Origin of the sequence: Sediminibacterium salmoneum NBRC 103935 (assembly GCF_000511175.1) — a bacterium.
In the GTDB taxonomy this organism is placed as follows: Bacteria; Bacteroidota; Bacteroidia; order Chitinophagales; family Chitinophagaceae; genus Sediminibacterium; species Sediminibacterium salmoneum.
Genome location: NZ_KI866530.1, coordinates 2,458,812 through 2,478,969, shown reverse-complemented (window position 1 = coordinate 2,478,969; position 20,158 = coordinate 2,458,812). Strand labels below are relative to the sequence as shown.

The 20,158-nt window shown below is 41.5% G+C and carries 17 protein-coding genes; 7 read left to right on the top strand and 10 right to left on the bottom strand.

The genetic code is table 11. The annotated features are described in order from the left end of the window. Positions 1-86: 86 nt before the first annotated feature. Positions 87-1,382 carry a M20/M25/M40 family metallo-hydrolase gene (locus P767_RS0111515; RefSeq protein WP_026764618.1) on the top strand — a complete coding sequence of 432 codons (1,296 nt, stop codon included), beginning with the start codon at positions 87-89 and terminating at the stop codon, positions 1,380-1,382. Between the two features lie 37 nt (positions 1,383-1,419). On the opposite strand, the gene P767_RS16915 is transcribed toward P767_RS0111515, so the two are convergent. Next, on the bottom strand, positions 1,420-2,637 hold the full coding sequence (locus P767_RS16915) for a BamA/TamA family outer membrane protein (protein WP_051417325.1): 1,218 nt from the start codon (positions 2,635-2,637) through the stop codon (positions 1,420-1,422). Between the two features lie 117 nt (positions 2,638-2,754). Here P767_RS16915 and P767_RS0111505 point away from each other — a divergent pair, with 117 nt between their 5' ends. Then, on the top strand, positions 2,755-4,107 hold the full coding sequence (locus P767_RS0111505; RefSeq protein ID WP_026764617.1) for a M24 family metallopeptidase: 1,353 nt from the start codon (positions 2,755-2,757) through the stop codon (positions 4,105-4,107). Between the two features lie 45 nt (positions 4,108-4,152). Here P767_RS0111505 and P767_RS0111500 read toward each other — a convergent pair whose 3' ends face one another. Both P767_RS0111500 and P767_RS0111495 read right to left on the bottom strand, forming a co-directional pair. Next, entirely contained in the window at positions 4,153-5,433 is a 1,281-nt protein-coding gene (locus P767_RS0111500) for an MFS transporter (protein ID WP_026764616.1), read from the bottom strand. A gap of 52 nt (positions 5,434-5,485) precedes the next feature. After that, positions 5,486-7,144, bottom strand: coding sequence for an amidase (locus P767_RS0111495; protein ID WP_026764615.1), 1,659 nt, complete (start codon positions 7,142-7,144; stop codon positions 5,486-5,488). A gap of 114 nt (positions 7,145-7,258) precedes the next feature. Here P767_RS0111495 and P767_RS0111490 point away from each other — a divergent pair, with 114 nt between their 5' ends. Beyond that, entirely contained in the window at positions 7,259-8,185 is a 927-nt protein-coding gene (locus P767_RS0111490; RefSeq protein ID WP_026764614.1) for a PfkB family carbohydrate kinase, read from the top strand. A gap of 43 nt (positions 8,186-8,228) precedes the next feature. Continuing rightward, on the top strand, positions 8,229-9,146 hold the full coding sequence (locus P767_RS0111485; protein ID WP_026764613.1) for a pseudouridine-5'-phosphate glycosidase: 918 nt from the start codon (positions 8,229-8,231) through the stop codon (positions 9,144-9,146). Here P767_RS0111485 and P767_RS16910 read toward each other — a convergent pair. Genes P767_RS16910 through acs form a run of 3 tightly spaced genes read right to left on the bottom strand, consistent with a single transcriptional unit; the run spans position 9,143 to position 12,949 of the window. Next, positions 9,143-10,003, bottom strand: coding sequence for a cyanophycinase (locus P767_RS16910; protein WP_051417324.1), 861 nt, complete (start codon positions 10,001-10,003; stop codon positions 9,143-9,145). The genes P767_RS0111485 and P767_RS16910 overlap by 4 nt on opposite strands. Before the next feature lie 34 nt (positions 10,004-10,037). Further along, a complete protein-coding gene (locus tag P767_RS0111475) occupies positions 10,038-11,018 on the bottom strand; it encodes a 3-keto-disaccharide hydrolase (RefSeq protein WP_026764612.1) in 981 nt (326 codons plus the stop codon). An 8-nt stretch (positions 11,019-11,026) separates the two neighbouring features. Beyond that, positions 11,027-12,949, bottom strand: a complete 1,923-nt coding sequence (acs, locus tag P767_RS0111470; protein ID WP_026764611.1) for an acetate--CoA ligase — start codon at positions 12,947-12,949, stop codon at positions 11,027-11,029. A 79-nt stretch (positions 12,950-13,028) separates the two neighbouring features. Between acs and P767_RS0111465 the strand changes: the two genes are divergently transcribed. The 3 genes from P767_RS0111465 (at position 13,029) to P767_RS16905 (ending at position 15,462) form a co-directional block, all read left to right on the top strand. After that, positions 13,029-14,504, top strand: a complete 1,476-nt coding sequence (locus P767_RS0111465) for an MFS transporter (protein ID WP_026764610.1) — start codon at positions 13,029-13,031, stop codon at positions 14,502-14,504. Between the two features lie 22 nt (positions 14,505-14,526). Then, positions 14,527-14,751 carry a DUF6814 family protein gene (locus tag P767_RS0111460; RefSeq protein ID WP_026764609.1) on the top strand — a complete coding sequence of 75 codons (225 nt, stop codon included), beginning with the start codon at positions 14,527-14,529 and terminating at the stop codon, positions 14,749-14,751. Positions 14,752-14,889: 138 nt separating this feature from the next. Next, positions 14,890-15,462, top strand: a complete 573-nt coding sequence (locus tag P767_RS16905) for a hypothetical protein (RefSeq protein ID WP_037351777.1) — start codon at positions 14,890-14,892, stop codon at positions 15,460-15,462. Here P767_RS16905 and P767_RS0111450 read toward each other — a convergent pair whose 3' ends face one another. The 4 genes from P767_RS0111450 to P767_RS0111435 form a co-directional block, all read right to left on the bottom strand. Then, positions 15,463-17,349, bottom strand: coding sequence for a CocE/NonD family hydrolase (locus P767_RS0111450; protein WP_026764608.1), 1,887 nt, complete (start codon positions 17,347-17,349; stop codon positions 15,463-15,465). 59 nt (positions 17,350-17,408) lie between these two features. Then, positions 17,409-18,539, bottom strand: a complete 1,131-nt coding sequence (locus tag P767_RS0111445) for a Fic family protein (RefSeq protein ID WP_026764607.1) — start codon at positions 18,537-18,539, stop codon at positions 17,409-17,411. A gap of 100 nt (positions 18,540-18,639) precedes the next feature. Next, a complete protein-coding gene (locus tag P767_RS0111440) occupies positions 18,640-19,578 on the bottom strand; it encodes a DnaB-like helicase C-terminal domain-containing protein (protein ID WP_026764606.1) in 939 nt (312 codons plus the stop codon). Between the two features lie 61 nt (positions 19,579-19,639). Next, a complete protein-coding gene (locus P767_RS0111435) occupies positions 19,640-20,095 on the bottom strand; it encodes a hypothetical protein (protein ID WP_026764605.1) in 456 nt (151 codons plus the stop codon). Positions 20,096-20,158: the final 63 nt, after the last annotated feature.

The following is a 20,158-nucleotide window of genomic DNA, read 5'->3' as shown; positions in this document are numbered from 1 at the left end:
AATATAAAATAAACGTCAGCCGTTGTTATTTATTCCTTATTCGGCAAATGAAAATCATGCTTAAATTGAAGTCATAAATAAAAAATATGAAAAACTGGTTACTAACCTGCCTATTAACGCTGAGTGCCTGCGCATTGAATGCACAAAGCCTACAACCCACTGAACAAAAATTGATAGAAAGAATTGAAGCTAACTATCCGGAGATGATGGAGTTATTGAAAAATTCAGTCAACATCAATAGTGGAACTTTTAATGTAGCGGGCGTAAAAGCCGTGGGCGATATATATGCTGCTGAATTGGCCAAACTAGGTTTTACCATTGAGTGGATTCAATTGCCAGATTCTTTAAAGAGAGCCGGACACTTAGTAGCAACAAGAAAAGGAAAGAAAGGAAAAAAAATAATGCTGCTGGGACATTTGGATACGGTATTCGAACCCGATATGCCTGCCAATCCCTTTGCTGTTTTGAACGACAGTACCATCACCGGACAGGGAATTAACGATATGAAAGGGGGAGACGTAATCATTATAGCAGCTATGAAAGCCATGCATGAATTAAACCTGCTGAACGATGCAAATATTACTATTTACATGACGGGTGACGAAGAAAATGCAGGAGAACCCAGAAGCATCAGTAGGGGCGATTTTATAGAGAGAGCCAAAAAGCACGATATGGTACTGGCATTTGAAGGCGCAGCCGGATTAAATACCATTGCTACTGCAAGAAGAGGGTCCAGTGGATGGGAATTAGAAGTGGAGGGTAAACAAGGACATTCCTCCGGAGTATTTGGGGCTGCGGGTTATGGCGCTATTTACGAAGCCGCCAGAATAGTCAACAGTTTCAGAGAAACACTGAGCAAGGAAAAATACCTGACTTTTAATCCTGGTATTTTTATCGGGGGATCAGAAGTGGCTGCCAGCTTTGAGCAGCAGAAAGGAGAAGCATCTGGTAAAACCAATATCATATCACCCAAAACCGTTGTAAATGGTGACCTACGTTTCTTAACAGAAGAGCAAAAAATCAACGCAAGAAAAACCATGCAAAATATTGTAAACAATAGTTTGCCAGGAACAAAAGCTGTCATTCGTTTCCAGGATGGCATCCCCTCAATGGCACCCACTAAAGGGAATGAAGCATTGGCGAATATCCTGAGTAAAACCAGTGAAGACATGGGATTAGGAAAAGTAGTTCCGGGAGATCCGGGCAGCAGAGGAGCTGGTGACATTTCTTATGTTGCTGCTTATGCAGATTGTCTGGATGGATTGGGCGCAGCAGGAAGAGGTTCGCACGCACCAGGAGAAACATTAAATACCAAACTCTATCCCATTTTAATGAAACGTTCTGCTGTTTTTATTTACAGATTAACACAAGTTTCTAAATAGTCTTAGCAAAAAAACTGGTATACATTTATACATTCTCTTAGAATGTTTCCAGCAAATTCACATAAATACCGCTACTGCCATCTCTACCAATACCAAAATCGAGTCCGATATTGGTATTGGTTTTTTTACTCATTTTAATTCTTAGACCAAGGCCATAACCGGCGGCAAATTCATCTGCCAGTTTTTGCTGTTTGGCTTCATTGGTGGCTGTAGTAAGATTTAAAAAAGCAACACCCCCCAGAAATCCATTTTTGGTAATTGGGAATCGATATTCTGCTTCCCCATACCACATATTTTCTCCTCTGATTCTACCTTGCACATAGCCCCTTCCGGTTCTGTTATACATGTCCCAGGAAATGCCGGGCATTTCCAAATAAGGTTGTTTGCCACTAACAACAAACTGACCCATTGTCCAGAATCCAATGATATGAGGTCTTTTCAGGTGTTTGGCAGGGTTCCAGTAGGTTCTGAATTCGTAGTATAAAGTATTGTGCGAACGGGTGCTTCCAAAGAGTTCATTGTTTACCCGAAAACTCATGAGTGCATATTGACCCTTGCGCGGATTCACCGCATTGTCTCTGTTATCAAAAAGAAAATGGAAACTAAGCCCAACCGATGCATACTGATCTTGGCGAATATTGTTTAGCTTGGAATATTCATAATGTGCTGTGTAAAAGGGCGTGGCAGCACTTGTGTCCAGCAACTGATCTACAATATTATAATGCCGGTCTATATTAATACCAACCCCTGCATACAATGGCCCATAAATTTTTTTATAAAGCGTTTGATAAAAACGGATATAATTGAATTTCATTGGCTGCTCCTGCGCCCTGGGCCGAAAGTGGTTATTGAAATTAATTCCTAGTCCATACGTGGCCTGAGAAAAAATAAGCCATCTCCAATCTCCCTGTAAAATCCATTGATCATCCTTTAAATAAATCAAGTTCCGTGCATTAAAATTGAATTGATTTCTGGTAGTAATCGTTGCATTTGCCAGAATATTGGATCGGTGTGTACTACTGGCATGACCCGATAAAAAACTGGTACTGATTCCTCCCCCAATTACAAAACCCAGGGCAGGATTATAGCCAGGAATGGGCAATACACTGGTGTACAATTTTCTGGGAACAAAGGAATCGGTCTGATTGCTAGCCGATTTTCTATTTCTGCCAAACAGATAATCATTCAGGTCTTTTTCAGGATATTGGTTTTGATCTTGTGCAAGAACAGATGGGCCTAGGATCTGCAAAAGCATAGCCAACAAGAGGCTACAAACTAATTTCAATGATGACAAAGAGGTAGGCAATGCAAAGTATATTCGGCAAAAGTACAATAAACTATTTTAGTATATTCAAGATTCAAAGTATTCACCATGAACCAACTTATCCGCAAAGTCTACGTAATTGGATTCCTTTTTCTATTTCCTGTTTTACAAATGAATGCACAGGTACTGCCCCTAAGAGATCAGGCAAGGGTAATAGATGAAATTTTAGACGAACGTTTAAACCAGCTTTTACCTAAGCTAATGGAAAAGACGGGTATAGATATGTGGGTAATGATCACGCGTGAATACAATGAAGATCCAATTGTAAGAACATTCTTACCAGCCACCTGGATCAGTGCCAGAAGAACTACTATGCTGGTGTTTTATTATAACCCTGCAACAAAGGAATATACCAAGTCTGCTGTGGCCAGGTACAATGTGGGTAGTTCCATAAAAGCCGCATGGGATATGACCAAATATCCAGACCAATACGATGCCTTAATGGCCATTATTCAACAACACCAGCCAAAGAAAATTGGTATCAATACCTCTGTTAGCTATGGACATGCAGACGGATTAGACCATACGGCATACGAACAGTTCATGCAAAAAATTCCTGCAAAATTCAAATCAGCTGTTGTTTCTGCAGAACCTTTAGCGGTAGCCTGGCTGGAAACCAGAACCGAGCGTGAAATGCAGATATATCCGCAGGTGATAGAAATCAGTAAAGCCATCATAGCAGAGGGTTTCAGCAGCAAGGTAATTACTCCGGGTATCACTACATCCGAAGACCTAGTATGGTGGTACAGACAAAAAATAAATCAACTGGGATTGAGTACCTGGTTTCATCCTTCTGTAGAAATTCAGCGCAATGATGCTACTACATTCGATCATTTAACAGCATTCAGCAACAAAGGACACGATGCAAAAAATATTATTCAGCAGGGAGATTTGTTGCATGTTGATTTTGGTATTACGTATTTAAGACTCAATTCGGATATTCAGGAGCATGCCTATGTTTTAAAGCCGGGAGAAAAAGACGCACCCGAGTATTTAAAAAACGCACTCGCTGTTGGGAATCGCTTACAAGATATTTTAACCAATCAGTTTGCCTTGAATAGAACGGGCAACGCCATTTTAAAAGATGCATTGGCGCAGGCAAAGAAGGAAGGGATCAATGCCACTATTTATACGCACCCAATAGGCTCGCACGGACATGCCGCCGGACCAACCATTGGCATGTGGGATATGCAGAATGGGGTACCCGGAAGCGGTGATTATCCTATGTATTACCAAACTGCTTACAGTATTGAGTTAAACGCGGCTGTGGAAATTAAAGAATGGAAAAAAACCATTCGCATCATGCTGGAACAAGACGGTTATTTTGATCAGAATGGATTCAGGTATATCAGTGGCAGACAAACCAAATTACACCTAGTAGGGAATGCAGGCTGGCAGTAATTTCCAATTGTGTAAATAAATTTACTAGCGTATTACAGAAAAATTTTATTCAGTTTCAGATGGAGCTGAATTAAGTGGAACCAGTGCACTCATGATAAAGGCGGGAATGGTACAGATGATAATCCATACAAAGAATTCATAGTAGCCCATATAGTCACTAAAATAGCCGCTAACCATACCTGGCAATAAATAAGCAAGGTATAGTATGGCCATGCCAAAACTAAAATTGGCCACTTGGTATTTTCCAGGAGTCAATTCCTGTAAAACAAAGAATAAAAGTGCCATCCATCCAAAACCATAACAGGCATGCTGAAAGGCAACCATGGCAATAATGGAAAAATCATCAACGGGTTGCGCAATGGCCAGATAAGTGTACACCAGATAGGAAAGATTCGTCACGGCACACAAAGTCAACAACGACTTTCGGTTGAAAGATCTGGCGGCCACAAAATAGCCGGAGGCCAAAGAGCCGATAACAAAAGCAATCAACCCCACTACATCAAAAATAAAAGCCGTATCGGTTTTGTCAATTCCTAATCCACCTTCAATTCTGCTGGCTTTAAAAAACAAAGGGGCAATCTTAGCAACCTGAGCTTCTGCCAGTCTGAATAAAAAAACAAAACCAATTCCAAACAATAGGTTCTTCCTTTTGACAAACTGAAGCATAACGTCTTTATAAATCACAGCGGCTTCCGGTGCGGAGTCCACTTCGTGAACAGCATTACCGCCTGTAGGAATTTTAGTAGCAGAAATAACACCCGCTATGATCATGAGAACAGCATAAATCAACATTACTACCATCCAGGCAATTTTTAAACCATAAGATTCCTGCAGTAAAAAAGCAAGAGCAACCAAACCCGGACCAAACAAGGATTTTGCTATGGTAAAAAATACCGTTTGCCATCCAGCAAACTGTTGTTGTTGTGTAGCATCCAATTCATTCACATAAATGCCGTCTATGGCCGCATCCTGTGTGGCGGCTGCCACCGCAATAGCAATAAAGAATCCAACAGACAATCCAAAAAAACTATCAGAGATTAAACTCACTGCTACTAAAGCAAACAATACACCCAAAAAGAACTGTGATACATACACAAAGTATCTTTTTGTTTTAAACATTTCCAGTAAGGGGGCCCATAAAAACTTCAATGCCCAGGGTAACATAATTATAGAAGTCCATAGGGCCACTTCTGTATCCGAAACATCAAAAGAGTCGTACATGGTTGCCACAGTACTAGACAAGGCAATAAAAGGAATCCCTCTGGCCATCCAGGAACTGGCAATCCAGCCCAGAGGAGAAGTTTGTTTGGTAGTTATATCAGACACTTTATCAAATTAATCCCATGATTAAAAACATGAATATACCGCATTTTTCGCCTTAAATAGAACGTTTGAAATGAGGGACTTTTCTTTGCTTGCTGGCCTGTTCGTAAGCATAGGCCAATCCAATAATTTTTCCTTCCTCAAAGGCAGACGCAATAAAGGAAAGCCCAACAGGCAATCCATGAATATCTCCCATGGGAACGGTGATATGTGGATAGCCTGCCATAGCAGCCGGAGGACAGAAATAAAATCCAGGATCATCGTCACCGTTCACCCAGTCAATGCAATGTGCCGGACCATAACTAGTACCCACAATGGCATCCAGCTGATTGGTTTTTAAAGTACGGTCAATAATTGCACGGGCAGAAGTTGATTTGGCCACTGCCTGCAGGTATTCACTGCTTTTTAAATCGCCTTTTGCATTGCTCATCTCCACCAGCTCCTGCTTAAAATAGCGCATGGCAACTTCCGCATTCTTCTTATTAAATTCAATAAGTTCGCTCATCGATTTCACTCCTTTTTTAACACCCGATAAATATTTATTCAAGCCATCTTTAAACTCGTACAACAAAACCTGAAACTCTGCTTCACCTAGAGGACCTGTTTCCTTAACCAGTTCAACAGGAACAATAGTGGCTCCCAGTTGCTTTAACTGATCAATTGTTTTCTGATACAAAGCCACCACTTCTTCCTGACGACCTTTTAAAAAAGATTGTTCCACTCCAATGCGTTTTCCTTTCAGAGCATTCTTATCAAGGAAGCTGGTATAGTCTTTGGCAATTTTATCTTTTGCATTCAAGGTAACCGAATCCGCAGGATCCACACCTACCATGGCATTCAGCAGAAGGGCCGCATCCGCAACGGTTCGGGTCATGGGTCCGGCTGTATCCTGCGTGGCAGAAATAGGAATAATCCCTGAGCGGCTAACCAATCCTACCGTAGGTTTAATTCCTACTATACCACAGAAGGAAGCAGGAGCAATTACAGAACCATCGGTTTCCGTACCCACCGCAACAGCACATAAATTAGCAGATACAGCCACCGCAGATCCGGAACTGGAACCACAGGGAGAACGATTGATTACATAAGGATTTCTGGTTTGTCCGCCCCTGCTACTCCATCCGCTACTAGAACGCGTTGAACGGAAATTGGCCCACTCACTTAAATTGGTTTTACCAATAATCAATGCACCGGCTTTTCGCAGTTGTGCAACCACAAAAGCATCTTTGGCAGCAATATGGTCGGCCAATGCTATGGACCCAGCGGTCGTGTGCATTTTATCTGCAGTATCAATATTGTCTTTGATCATAATGGGTATTCCGTGCAACGGACCACGTAGCTTACCCTGTTTTCGTTCCTTGTCCATCTGTTCTGCCAGCAACAAGGCTTCCGGATTTACTTCAATAACCGATTTTAAATCGTGCCTGCCCTGGTCTATTTCACTAATACGGGTCAGGTACAATTCGGCCAGTTTAACCGAACTGTATTTACCAGACTGCAAACCCTGCTGTAATTCGGCAATGGTAATTTCAGAAAGTTCAAACTCGTCTCTGCCAATTTCAGCCGCAGCTATTTCTGCACTGTCGCGCTTTTTTTCTTCGGTGGGATTGGAACCGCCGCTACATCCGGCCAATCCGGAAGCGGCCGTACCTGCAACTGTTACTGCAGCAGCTGCTGCCAAAGATCCACTGCGCAAAAATTTTCTTCTGTTCATTATACAATTATTTAGGTAGCCAGGGCTACGGAATTAAATGTAGAAAAATTAAAATGGATAAATCCACAATGAAAATTATGAAAAAAAGGGCAACCGAGTTTGTACATTTGCCACATGTCAAAGCCAATCATTTGTGTGGGAGCTATTTTAGTGGATGAGCTCATTCATGCAGCAGTTCCCATTTTACCTGCCACTACTGTAAACGCCAATATTACCAAAACAGCCGGAGGTGTTGCTCATAACATCGCCAAACAATTAAGCATACTCGGAGTAAATATTCAACTGATCAGTGTATTTGGCAATGACAGTGACGGCGACTGGTTAAAACAATCCTGCGCAGCAGCGGGAGTAAAAATTGATGCCAGCATAACCAAGGAAGGTATATCCGGAAGATACACGGGCGTATTGAATTCAGATGGTTCTTTATACGCAGCCTTCTTATCCAATGCCGCAGTAGAAATGGTTACACCGGAACACTTGCAAAAGCACGAGGCCTTATTACTGACAGCTCAATTTATTATGGCCGATGCCAATACCAGTATTGACAGCATGAACTGGTTACTGGCATTCAGCAACAGAACAGGAATACCATTTATTATAGAACCCGTATCGGTACCACCCGCTATGAAGCTTTTAAATATGGACCTGAATGGTTTGTATATGGTAACGCCCAACGAAGACGAATTACCGGTTATCTGCAGTGCCAAATCTTTCCTGACCCAATTACAGGTAGAAGAATTATTGAAGCGCGGAGTAAAAAATATCTGGTTGCACAATGGCAAGCAGGGCTCTGCCTTTTACACCAAGGACAAAACCGTTACCCTGCATGCGCCGGATATTGAAGTGGTGGATTGTACGGGTGCAGGTGATGGATCCCTTTCCGGATTTTTATTGGGAAAAACATTGGGCAAGACCGATGAAGAATGCATTAAACTGGCGCATACATTATCTGCAGAAATTTTACAGGTAAACGGAGCCATTGTAACCCATTTAACTCAGGAGCAGTTGCTGCAAAATGTAAGCAAGTATTATCCTGCTTAAGCAACAATCTCAACTTTTCATTATTGAATTACAAATTGCAATTATGAAGCCTAATCTGCATATTCATCCCGAAGTAGCTGCTGCCCTAAGAGACGGAGAACCCGTTGTAGCATTGGAAAGCACCATCATATCGCATGGCATGCCTTATCCGCAGAATGTAGCCACTGCCAGAGAAGTGGAGAATATTGTAAGAGAGCATGGAGCAGTGCCGGCAACAATCGCCATTATCAAAGGAATATGCACAGTTGGATTAAGCAGTGAAGAACTGGAATATTTTGGTCAGGCCAAAGAGGTACACAAAGTAAGTTTAAGAGATATGCCCTATGTAATCAGTCAGGGATTATATGGAGCAACAACGGTAGCGGCCACCATGCGCATCGCCGCCATGGCAGGCATTTCCACCTTTGTAACAGGAGGAATTGGAGGCGTACACCGTGGTGCAGAAAAAAACATGGACATTTCTGCAGACCTGACGGAAATGCAACAGACCAATGTGGCGGTAATTTCAGCCGGCGTAAAATCTATTTTAGACATTGGCCTTACGCTGGAATACCTGGAAACCCTGGGCGTTCCTGTAGTAACGGTTGGGCAGGAAGCATTTCCCAGTTTTTATTCTCAGGACAGCGGACACAAAAGTCCATTACAATTGAATACCCCGCAAGAAATTGCCGCCATGCTAAAAGTGAAGTGGGATATGGGTTTAAACGGATCTGTACTGATTGCCAATCCGGTACCCGCCGATCAGGAAATACCAGCGGCAGCTATGGAAGAACATATTGTACTGGCACTTGACGCCGCTTCCCGAGCAGGCGTAAGAGGAAAAGACATCACGCCTTACCTACTCAGTTATATTGCCAAACATACCAATGGAGAAAGCCTCGACGCCAATATTGCACTGATTAAAAACAATGCAGCTATCGGGGCAAAGATTGCATTAGCTTATGCAGCTTTAATGGATTAATTACGCAACAGTTTTCTATTTACAAAATCGTAGCGTTGCGGTTGTGCCAACATAGTAAAAGGCTTTAACACCCTGCCCCATTTAGTTTTTTGTGCATCCCAGTCGCGGGCATCATAAACCATTGCATAAGATTTACCCAATACACTAAATTCATTTCCCTGAACCACAATGGCAGTAGATTCATCAATGGCAATGCCAAGCAACTGAGGATGTTGTTCAATTACAGGAATCAAGTCGAACTGACGGTTTCTTGCCAATACATGTTGATCAATCGCGGTGTTCGGAAATAAATTTAAAGCAGGAGGAAAGGGAAATGGCTTGGTTAAATCCTTTCTTGCATCACCGCCCACTAGTAAGGTTCCCATGATAGTTGCTCCTGCAGAAGTACCCATGAAAACGCCACCCCGATTAAACAATTCCAGCAGAGCGGCGTGCACTTTGGTACCTAGGAATGCATCCGCAATGCGGCTTTGATCACCCCCGGAAAAAAATACGCCCTTTGCTTGCTGAACAGCTTTTATTAATTCAGGCGCATCTGCATCTGCTTTGTTTCTTGCATGCACGGTGCTTAATTGTGTAAAGCCCTCCTTCTTAAATCTTGTTAAATGGGCACCCTCCTGAATTGCAGAATCATTGGTCGCCGTAGGGATCACCACCACCGACTGATCTTTTCCTCCAATAGATTTCGCAAACAACTGATACATGGTATCGGGCATAGCGCCCCCACCTACAATGATTAGTTTACCCTTTGCAGTATTGCTTACGGTACTTGTTTGAATGCCGGAGCCCTGAGCAATAGCACCTGCGTTAATTTGCAAGAATACAATAACAAATAAGGCTATTGAAAATATTCTCATGAATTTAATTTTATTACGCCTACTACTTTATTTGTTATTTCGCAGGTGTAATAATAATATTTCGGTATTCTACCGGACCATGGTCTCCCTGCAACATGATGGGGCCGGGTTCTCCTTCCTTGCTATCCAAGGCACCACCTGTGATACCCGGAATAATCTGATCCACAATAATAGCTTTACCATTGGCAACCACTGTAACCCTGCGACCAATTAATGTGATATCATAAGTCTGCCACTCACCAGGAGCTTTGGCCGCCATTTCATTCGGCGTTAAGAAACCGTAGATGCCACCGAACAAAGTTGAACTGGGTTCTTTGCCTGCATTGTCTTCTACCTGCACTTCGTAACGGCCTCTTAAATAGACACCGCTATTGCTTCCAGCAGGATAGCGGAATTCAATATGTAATTTGAAGTCTTCAAATTTCTGATCGGTAATAATATTGGCACCACTCTTCGGGCTGGTTAAAACGCCGTTGATATTCACCCACTGATTATTTTTTCTATCGGCGTGCCAACCTTCAATGCCCTTGCCGCTCAAAAGATTGATCGGCGTACCCCAAACCGGTGCTTTTTCTCTCTTTAGTAAAGGAGCCCGTTCACCGGTGAAGGAATGAACCTTACCATAAGACTGGGTGATGGTTCCTGTAAGCTTATCGTTTTCTAATACGGCATCAAACTCCATGTATTTATCCAAGCGATCCCACTGAGAAGGAATGCTGAAATGAATTTTTCCGTCCTTCACTTGCATATGACTGATCGGTCTTGCACTTCCGCCATCTGCCACAAAATAGCCCACTAAGGTTTTAACACCTGATAGCTTTACCTCTAACCAAGACGGTGCCATGCGGCCATCCATATTAACGGTTAAATCCCAGCGACCAATGATATCATTGTCGGCGAAGGGTGCAATAGCAGTTGTATTTGCAGAAATAGATGAGGTTGTTACAATGTTTGCATTCGCAAATGCAAAACCGCAACTGAACAAACCCAGTGATAGAATCATTTTTTTCATCATAGCAAAATTTATAAGTGTCCATTCTTAATTTCATCAACAACTCCCGGATCCAATAAAGTAGAAGTGTCTCCTAAATTTTCTACTTCACCCTCTGCAATCTTGCGTAGGATTCTGCGCATGATTTTGCCACTGCGTGTTTTGGGCAATCCATTCACAAACTGAATCTTATCCGGCTTGGCTATGGGCCCAATCATACGGGTAACTGTTTGTAAAATATCTTTTCTGGTTAATTCTTCATCGCCGTGTGTATTACTGTAAATAACAAAAGCATAAATACCCTGACCCTTTACATCGTGCGGGTAACCCACTACAGCACTTTCTATAACACCAGCGTGCATATTAATGGCATTCTCTACCTCGGCCGTGCCAATTCGGTGACCACTTACATTCAACACATCATCCACACGACCAGTAATACGGAAAAATCCATTCTCGTCCTTTAATGCACCATCGCCCGTGAAATACAGATTTTCGTACGTAGCAAAGTAATTGGTTCTGCAACGTTCGTGATCGCCATAAGTAGTACGGAGCAATGAAGGCCAAGGAAACTTAATACAGAGATTGCCTTTATAAATACCATCTTCTGCTTCTGTAATTTCAACACCCTTCTCATCCACTAAAATGGGTTGTACGCCAGGCATGGGCAAAGTAGCCCATCCTGGTTTAGATGGAGTAATCCCTGCAAGATTGCTAATTAAACAACCCCCAGTTTCCGTTTGCCACCAAGTGTCAATGATGGGACATTTTTTCTTGCCCACATTTTCATTGTACCAATGCCATGCTTCTTCATTTATGGGTTCACCCACTGTACCTAGTACTTTTAAAGAACTCAAATCCTTTCCCTGCAAGGGTCCCAGACCATAGCTCATTAAGGAACGAATGGCTGTTGGTGCAGTATATAAAATATTAACCTTGTACTTGTCTACAATTTCCCAGAAACGACCCGCATCGGGCCATGTAGGAACCCCCTCGAACATAAGCGAAGTAGCGCCTGCGCTAAGTGGACCATAGACAATATATGAGTGCCCTGTAATCCACCCGATATCCGCTGTACAAAAATGAATTTGACCTGGCTGATAATTAAAGATGTTTACGAATGTATAGTTGGTATACACCATGTATCCCGCGCAAGCGTGCACTACGCCCTTGGGTTTGCCGGTGCTGCCCGATGTGTATAATATGAATAAGGGATCTTCTGCATCCATTTCAACTGCCTCAATTTCTCTGATTCCCATTTCTTCTACATGACGCAATTCGTCTTCCCACCAAACATCTCTTCCTTTAATCATAGAAATAGGGGTGCGGGTGCGCGTATATACAATTACTTTTCTTACGGTTCTGTTTCCAATTAAGGCATCGTCAATCACCGATTTCAATGGAATGTCTTTGCCGCCTCTAAAAGCACCATCACAGGTAATAATAAATTCGCTTTTCGCATCGTATAAGCGGTCTGCAATACTCTGCGCGCTGAACCCTCCAAAAATAACAGAATGGATGGCTCCAATACGGGCGCAGGCCAAAACAGCGATAGCCAATTCAGGAATCATTCCCATATAAATACAAACGCGGTCTCCTTTCTGAACACCGTTATTAATTAATACCTGCGCAAATTGACAAACCCGTTTGTGCAATACATTATAAGTAAGTACTCTTTGTTTTTCGTGCGGATCATTCGACTCCCAAATAATGGCAGGTACATTTCCACGTTCCGCCAAATGTCTGTCAAGACAGTTTTCGGTAATATTTAGTTTAGCACCCTTGAACCATTCGTTCCTGGGTTCTGTAAAATTCCAGTCCAGTACTTTATCCCATTTTTTACGCCAAACAAAATTTTCAGCAACAGATGCCCAGAAGGCTTCGGGGTTCTCTACACTCTCTTTGTACACACGCTGGTACTCTTCAAAGGAATTGATTTGATAAGGATAACTCATGGTCAACATTTACCCTTGTAATTTAAAACATCTTGCACAGAGTTGTTGAAGTTTTCTTGCGAATGGAATATATTTATAGATGAATAAAACCAAGGGAACCTCCATCACTACCGTCATTAGTGCCTCCTCGGTAGGGACGATGATTGAGTGGTACGATTTTTATATTTTCGGAAGTCTCGCTACCATTATTTCAACCAAATTTTTTCCGCAAGAAAATCCCACAGCAGCTTTCTTAAGCACCCTTGCCACTTTTGCGGCAGGTTTTGTGGTAAGGCCTTTCGGTGCCTTATTTTTTGGACGACTGGGTGATTTAATTGGACGCAAATACACGTTCATGGTAACCCTATTACTAATGGGAGGTGCTACTTTTTTAATTGGTTGTATCCCCTCCTATGAAAGCATTGGATTCATGGCTCCAGTATTAATATTATTGCTAAGACTCTTGCAGGGACTGGCTTTGGGCGGAGAGTACGGCGGCGCTGCCACTTATGTGGCGGAACATTCTCCCAATAACAAAAGAGGACTGATGACTTCCTGGATACAGACAACTGCAACGGTGGGTTTATTTGTATCGTTACTGGTAATCATGGGAACCCGAGCCGCACTGAGTGCAGAAGATTTTAATGAATGGGGATGGAGGGTTCCGTTTTGGGTATCCATATTAATGGTGTTGGTTTCTTATTTGATAAGAAAAAATATGGATGAATCTCCAGTATTCGCCAAGGCAAAAGCATCTGGTAAAACATCGGTGAATCCACTCAAAGAAAGTTTTGGCAACAAGCTCAATTTCAAATTTGTTTTGTTGGCTTTATTTGGTGCAGTGATGGGACAGGGTGTTATTTGGTACACCGGACAGTTTTATGCCATGAGTTTTCTGGAGAAAACCATGAACGTACAAAAAGAACAGGTGGACAGTCTTATGTTCCTTGCACTCATCTTAGGCACGCCTTTCTTTTTATTGTTTGGTTGGTTCAGTGATAAAGTAGGCAGAAAATGGATTATGATGCTAGGTATGTTGGTAGCCATTGTTTCTTACCGACCCATCTACGAAAAAATGTACCAGACCACCAATTTGGAAAAGAAAAAGGAAGTAAGCCGTAGCATCAATATGGTGAACAATATCAATACCATTATCACTGTATACGAGGACAGTACGGTAAAAACAGAAATTCAGAAAACCAACCCAGCTAATGGTGCCATCATTAGCTCCACGCATATTCAGGTGAATGAATCTGATGAACGCAAACTCATTTTATTGGTTTTTTTACAAGTCATATTTGTAACCATGGTGTACGGGCCTATTGCAGCATTCTTAGTAGAAATGTTCCCCACTAAAATCCGTTACACTTCTATGAGCTTACCCTATCATATTGGGAATGGGGTATTTGGGGGATTGTTACCGGCTGTTGCCACCTACCTCACTACACAGGCCAAGACCGCCGGAAAATCAGACTGGTACCTGGAAGGACTCTGGTATCCGATAGGCGTAGCAACGGTTTGCTTAATTATAGGAGTGATCTATATTAATGGAAAGGATAAAGAAATAAACGACTAAACCATTTTAAAATAATCTTGTTATGAATATAGTTAGAAAGTTACTGGGAATTGTGTGGCTTGCCTTAGGAATAGCGGTTGGCTATTTTGGACTTACCATTTTAGGCATTCCGAAATTAACCAGTGGCAAACAAGAAGACCTGGTATTTGGCATAATCATCTGTTTTATTTTATTACCCATAGTGGTTGGCGGATTGCTGGTTTTTGGGAAATACGCCTTACAAGGAGAATACGAGTTAATAGAGTAATATACCCCCCGAGTATAGTTTGTATAAGTCCCTTCATTTTTAATGAGGGGATTTTTTTATTTTCAATAACCCATACTTTTGAAAGTAGGTTAACTCAATTAATGTAAATTATTCTTCATTCTATTTAACTTTTTAATCATGCAAAAAATTACAAACCGCTTTTTTTGCTTCCTATTTTTAGCAACAACACTTATTCTAAATACAGCCACAGCACAAACTGCAAACGCCTCTGCTACCACTGCCAGTTTTGCTCCCCCCGCGAACCCAAAGTATGCTAAGGATGTAAGCAGTGTCGATAATATTATAGCCGCTTTATACAATGTGATTTGTGGCGCACCTGGAGAGCCCCGCGATTGGGAAAGATTCAAATACTTGTTTGGTAAAGATGCAAAGCTGATCCCAACAGGAAAAGATGCGGCAGGAAAATACATGTACAGAACCATGACGCCTGAGGAATACATTACCATGTTCAGCACGCGCATCAAAACCGGTTTCTTCGAAAAAGAATTAAAACGCGAAACGGTTTCTTTTGGCACCGTGTATCATGCATTCAGTACTTACGAAACCAGGGAAACAGAAAACGGTCCTAGCACTAACAGAGGTATCAATAGCATACAACTGTTTAAGGACCAGGACCGCTTCTATATTGTAAATGTTTACTGGTGTGCAGAGAGCATGGGCTTTACCCTGCCTGCGGCTGCACTCAAATAATTACTTTTTAATCATTGGCAATTTAATCACAGAAGGATACTGCTTAGAGTGGTGAATTTTATTTTGCACCACAACACCAGTAGCTTCATCGTAGTTGTTACCGCCTGTATTCATATTGCGATCGAAGCGAGGGAAGTTACTGCTGGACACTTCAATGCGAATTTTATGGCCCGGTGCAAAATAGTTGCTGGTCACCATCGGCGTTAAATCTACTTTGTACACTTTCCCTTTTTCCATAAAGACTTCTTTGTCGTAGCCTTCTCTGTAACGCAAACGCTGAATGGTTTCATCTAGGTTATAGGCTTTTCCATCGGGATGCACATCAATCAATTTGATGGTAACATCGGTATCCAAACCAGTGGAAGAAACATAAAGGGTAGATTCAATAAAGCCCGTTACTTCCACCCCTTCTTTTAGTTCTTCGGAAGTGTACACCAAGATATCATTGCGCAATTCCATTTCGGATTGATCAAAACTGCCGCCCTGTACGGCGTTTCCGGTACAGCAAACATTACCTCCGTAAGAAGTAACCGGGTTCATGGGATCGTAGGTAAAAACATCAGGAATATCTTTAGCAGGAGGCATCATAGCTAAAGAACCATCCCCATTGCGCGTATTGGCTTTACCTGCACTAGACAAATAAAACGATTTCATTTCAGTATTGGCCAAAGGAAAACTTTCGGCCTGTTGCCATTTGTTGGAGCCCATGGTGTAGTAACGAACTCGGGGTTGCTTGGCTTTAAAATCGTTTTGTTCACCTTTCAATAACATATTGAACCAGCCCCAGGTAAGTTCATCATAATTTAAACGAGCATCGCCCACACTGCGCTGACCCACGATGGTATTTTCGGTGGCACGCTTATAAGAGCAATGCAAAACAGGAGCAATGACTAAGTATTGATTATCGGCAACCGATTTGTTTTTAGCCGCATTGCGCACATGATTGAACAACGCAATATTAGGTGCAGAAGAAACATCGTACCAGCTCACGAACCAATAAGCAGGCACTTCCAACGGCATATTGTCGTGGTACAATCCACCCTTGAACCAGGCGGGATCATTGGGTTTGCGGGCAATCATATCTTCGTAAATGCCTTCAGGACCCTGTGCTTTTTTAATGATGTCTTTTACAGGCAGCGTTCTTAATCCCTGCGCCCAATCTACTCTTGGATATTCAGGACCCATATCATAAAACTTCTGCAAACGCACTAAGTCTTTTTGCTGAATGCCTACTGGTAATTTAGGTGCCATCTTATCGTGTTGGGTGCTATACAACCAAGACGTAAACAGCATTTGTTGCGCACCACCACGGTACCAGTTACCCTGTTCCATGAATTTTCCCACTCGGCCCACACCGGCACCAAAACCCTGCGCCACCATGGCCGCCAAAGCAGGATGCCCCTGAGAAGCTACTGCCATCTGCCATTCGGCCGTAGAGGAACAACCAATAACACCGACTTTCCCATTGCTCCAGGATTGTTTGCTCATCCACTCTAGGGCATCATAGCCGTCGGTGATGGGCGTGCCTAAAATATCCCATTCGCCTTCAGAGAAAAAGCGACCTCTTTCGTTTTGCACTACAAAGGCATAGCCACGACTAACCGCTTGGTATGCTTCTTCTAAAGTGCGGGTAGTCATTTTACCATCCACCCAGGTATTGAAATTATACGGCGTACGAGAAAATACAATCGGATACTTTCCATTGCCCTTTGGGCGATAGATATCGGTAGCCAAACGGATGCCGTCGCGCATGGGCATCATTACTTTTTGATCAATCACGGCAATGGAATCGAGTTTCCAATAAATGGCCGCAGTGTCCTGAGCTTTTAATTGGATTGCGCCGGCTGTGCATGTCAACAGGCCGAATGCGAGGAGGAGTTTTTTCATGAGAATGCTTTAGATAGCATTCAATTTACGATAAATCTTCTTCGTTCATGGAAAAGTTCTTATCTAAATAGCTTTAAATATTGTTCAAACGCAAAAATTCTATTGCGCTTAAAACCAGTCAATTCAACTAAAATCTCAAGTTTTATAAAGTCATTCAGTAATCTTGAGATACTAGTTACACTCACATTTGTTGCAATTGCAATACCTTGCATATCGGTAATTGGCTGACTATATAAATATTGTAAAACAGTTTTTGCAAGCATTTGCTTTTTACCAAGTGAAATAATTTTAGTTTCAACTGAAGCCCTTAAAGCAATAATCTCTTTAAAGGTATTTATAGAATTTTCAGCAGTCACTCTAACACCTTCTAAAAAAAACTTAAGCCATTGCACTAAGTCGTTTTTAGTTCTAACAACTGTTAAGTTGTCGTAATAATGTTCTTTATTCTTTTCAAAAAAATCTGACAGGTATAATGTGGGCTTTACTAATAAACCAGAACTTACTAAATAAAGTGTTATTAAAAGTCTGCCTAGTCTGCCATTGCCATCTAAAAATGGGTGAATAGTCTCAAACTGATAATGCAGAACGGCAATTTTAATTAAGTGAGGGAGATTGCTGTTATCACTATGAATAAAATATTCTAAGTCTGACATATATTCTAATACGCCTTCATGATGCGGTGGTATAAATTTTGCATCCGCTAAGCTACTTCCACCAATCCAGTTTTGGCTTATCCTAAATTCTCCTGGCTGCTTATGTTTTCCACGAACACCTTGTAAAATTATTTTGTGTGCATTTTTTAGAAGTCGATTGCTCAAAGGAAGATGTTTCAATTCTTCAATAGCAGTATTCATTGCTTGAATATAGTTTTGCACTTCTTGCCAATCATCTCTCTTTTCAGGTTGAATAAATTCCTCTTTTTGTATAGCTTCGTCAATATTAGTTTGAGTGCCCTCAATACGACTACTTTTTGTTCCTTCTTTTATTACGTGCATTTTTATAAAAAAATCCACATCTGGTATAAGCTGACTGAAAGCATTCAATTCACCCAGTTTTTGGTCGGCTTGGCTTAATAATAATGCAACAGCATCATTGTCCAAATGCCATTCAGTATTGATGAAATTAGGTTCAAAGCTTTTATATTCAAGTCTTTGCACCAATTTTCCTGACTCAAAACTGCTTATATTCATACAGATTTAAAATTGTTTATAAGTGCAAATATAGAATTTTATATTTTCACTTATCTGTTTAAGTGCAAATATAGTGACTTATATTATCATTTGTACCCAATCAATTATACCCCACATCCTCCAAAATCGTCTGGGTTTCCATATTAGCAGTAAAGTACACCGTGGTAATAGGGCCGCAGCGGTTCAGGGGAATACGAATATGCATTTCAGAAAAGCCTGGGGGCATGGGGTTTCCTAGTTTTGAAAGATGTCGCTGATGTTCTTCCTCACCGGGAAACTGATAATATTGAGGAGACACCAGAAACATCACCACATCAATTAAGTGAAGATTGAAATATTTTTGACGTAATACGTATAACCGAGGCATACGATCGGTTTCAACTTCAGGATCAACAGGAGTGGTTTCGGGAGATACCAAGAGCGGAATATTAAAATCGATGGCGATATTTTTTAACTGCTCAATTAAAGAAAATGGAATGGCTCCATTGTCATCCGACTCTGGAGCAGGATAGCCCTCTACCGCAATGCGATTGATATTGTCTATCACCACCATAGCAGGCAATTGATTATGCGATTTCAATTGGGTTAATTGCGCACGAATGCTATCTATAGAGCAGGAAGGATAATCCTCAATTAATAAATTAGTAGAGAGATCCTTAATTTGATCAACATCAATGTAGAGTTTTTCTATAACAACGGGCTTAGTGGACCCATAAAAAATATGATCCATGGAAACCTCAGAATTACAACTCAATAAACGCTGCCCTACTTCTGCCGCACTAATGTCTAAACTATAGAACAGGGCTTTAGCAGGATTTTTCTTTTTAACGGTAATGTTTAATAATAGGTTGAGCAAAAACGCCGTTTTACCCGACTCGGGTGCAGCGCTCAAGAGGTATAAGTGTTGCGGCCTAAATCCATTGATGGCCCTGTCCAAATATTTAAAACCAGAAGACACGCCCTCCGCAGGTTCTTGAAATTGTTGGATACTGATTAAACGATCTAATTCGGCGTCGAGAATGGTTTTGAGAGTTTGCATGGTAGATATTTGAAGGAGGTAAAATTAAAGGGGGTGAATGTAACCTATTGGAAGAGTCTGCTTAAAAGTCAATCTCGCCTTCGTAAGACAATTGATTGCTAAAAGTAAGACTATAAACATCGGTAGCTGATCTTTTGACATTACGAATAACCCAACCTTCACCATCAGGTGCATCGGGTTCAATAAAATGGAAGGCTGTACAATTTTTAGGGAGGGCGCTAAATACCAAGGTAAACTCTGTACAGTAATCCGTTTTATAATTTTTTTTCGGAGGCAAATTAATTTTATACGTATGCAATAAGGTGGAAGGATTACCAACGTCAACTGGTACCAGCGCAATTCCTGGATTCAATTTAATTTCGCAACGAATTGATTTACCACATTCTGCATTGCAACCGAAATGCTTACAATGTAAAATCACTTGGCCGGTAGTATCTATTTGTTCTAGAGTAATGGTTTTATTTCCCTGAATATTTTCGGGTAAGGTTTCTACAGTTGAAAGAGAATTAATTATCATTGTAACAAATTATTAAAAAGGTGGGCGGAAAGAAAGGTTGTGAATAAATAAAAAAGGGGTAGT

What these genes read in the sequence shown, in the direction of transcription:
- P767_RS0111515 (WP_026764618.1), top strand. Translation starts at nt 87, where the DNA reads ATGAAAAACTGGTTACTAACCTGCCTATTAACGCTGAGTGCCTGCGCA.
- P767_RS16915 (WP_051417325.1), bottom strand. Translation starts at nt 2,637, where the DNA reads ATGCTTTTGCAGATCCTAGGCCCATCTGTTCTTGCACAAGATCAAAAC.
- P767_RS0111505 (WP_026764617.1), top strand. Translation starts at nt 2,755, where the DNA reads ATGAACCAACTTATCCGCAAAGTCTACGTAATTGGATTCCTTTTTCTA.
- P767_RS0111495 (WP_026764615.1), bottom strand. Translation starts at nt 7,144, where the DNA reads ATGAACAGAAGAAAATTTTTGCGCAGTGGATCTTTGGCAGCAGCTGCT.
- P767_RS0111490 (WP_026764614.1), top strand. Translation starts at nt 7,259, where the DNA reads ATGTCAAAGCCAATCATTTGTGTGGGAGCTATTTTAGTGGATGAGCTC.
- P767_RS0111485 (WP_026764613.1), top strand. Translation starts at nt 8,229, where the DNA reads ATGAAGCCTAATCTGCATATTCATCCCGAAGTAGCTGCTGCCCTAAGA.
- P767_RS16910 (WP_051417324.1), bottom strand. Translation starts at nt 10,003, where the DNA reads ATGAGAATATTTTCAATAGCCTTATTTGTTATTGTATTCTTGCAAATT.
- P767_RS0111475 (WP_026764612.1), bottom strand. Translation starts at nt 11,018, where the DNA reads ATGATGAAAAAAATGATTCTATCACTGGGTTTGTTCAGTTGCGGTTTT.
- acs (WP_026764611.1), bottom strand. Translation starts at nt 12,949, where the DNA reads ATGAGTTATCCTTATCAAATCAATTCCTTTGAAGAGTACCAGCGTGTG.
- P767_RS0111465 (WP_026764610.1), top strand. Translation starts at nt 13,029, where the DNA reads ATGAATAAAACCAAGGGAACCTCCATCACTACCGTCATTAGTGCCTCC.
- P767_RS0111460 (WP_026764609.1), top strand. Translation starts at nt 14,527, where the DNA reads ATGAATATAGTTAGAAAGTTACTGGGAATTGTGTGGCTTGCCTTAGGA.
- P767_RS16905 (WP_037351777.1), top strand. Translation starts at nt 14,890, where the DNA reads ATGCAAAAAATTACAAACCGCTTTTTTTGCTTCCTATTTTTAGCAACA.
- P767_RS0111450 (WP_026764608.1), bottom strand. Translation starts at nt 17,349, where the DNA reads ATGAAAAAACTCCTCCTCGCATTCGGCCTGTTGACATGCACAGCCGGC.
- P767_RS0111445 (WP_026764607.1), bottom strand. Translation starts at nt 18,539, where the DNA reads ATGAATATAAGCAGTTTTGAGTCAGGAAAATTGGTGCAAAGACTTGAA.
- P767_RS0111440 (WP_026764606.1), bottom strand. Translation starts at nt 19,578, where the DNA reads ATGCAAACTCTCAAAACCATTCTCGACGCCGAATTAGATCGTTTAATC.
- P767_RS0111435 (WP_026764605.1), bottom strand. Translation starts at nt 20,095, where the DNA reads ATGATAATTAATTCTCTTTCAACTGTAGAAACCTTACCCGAAAATATT.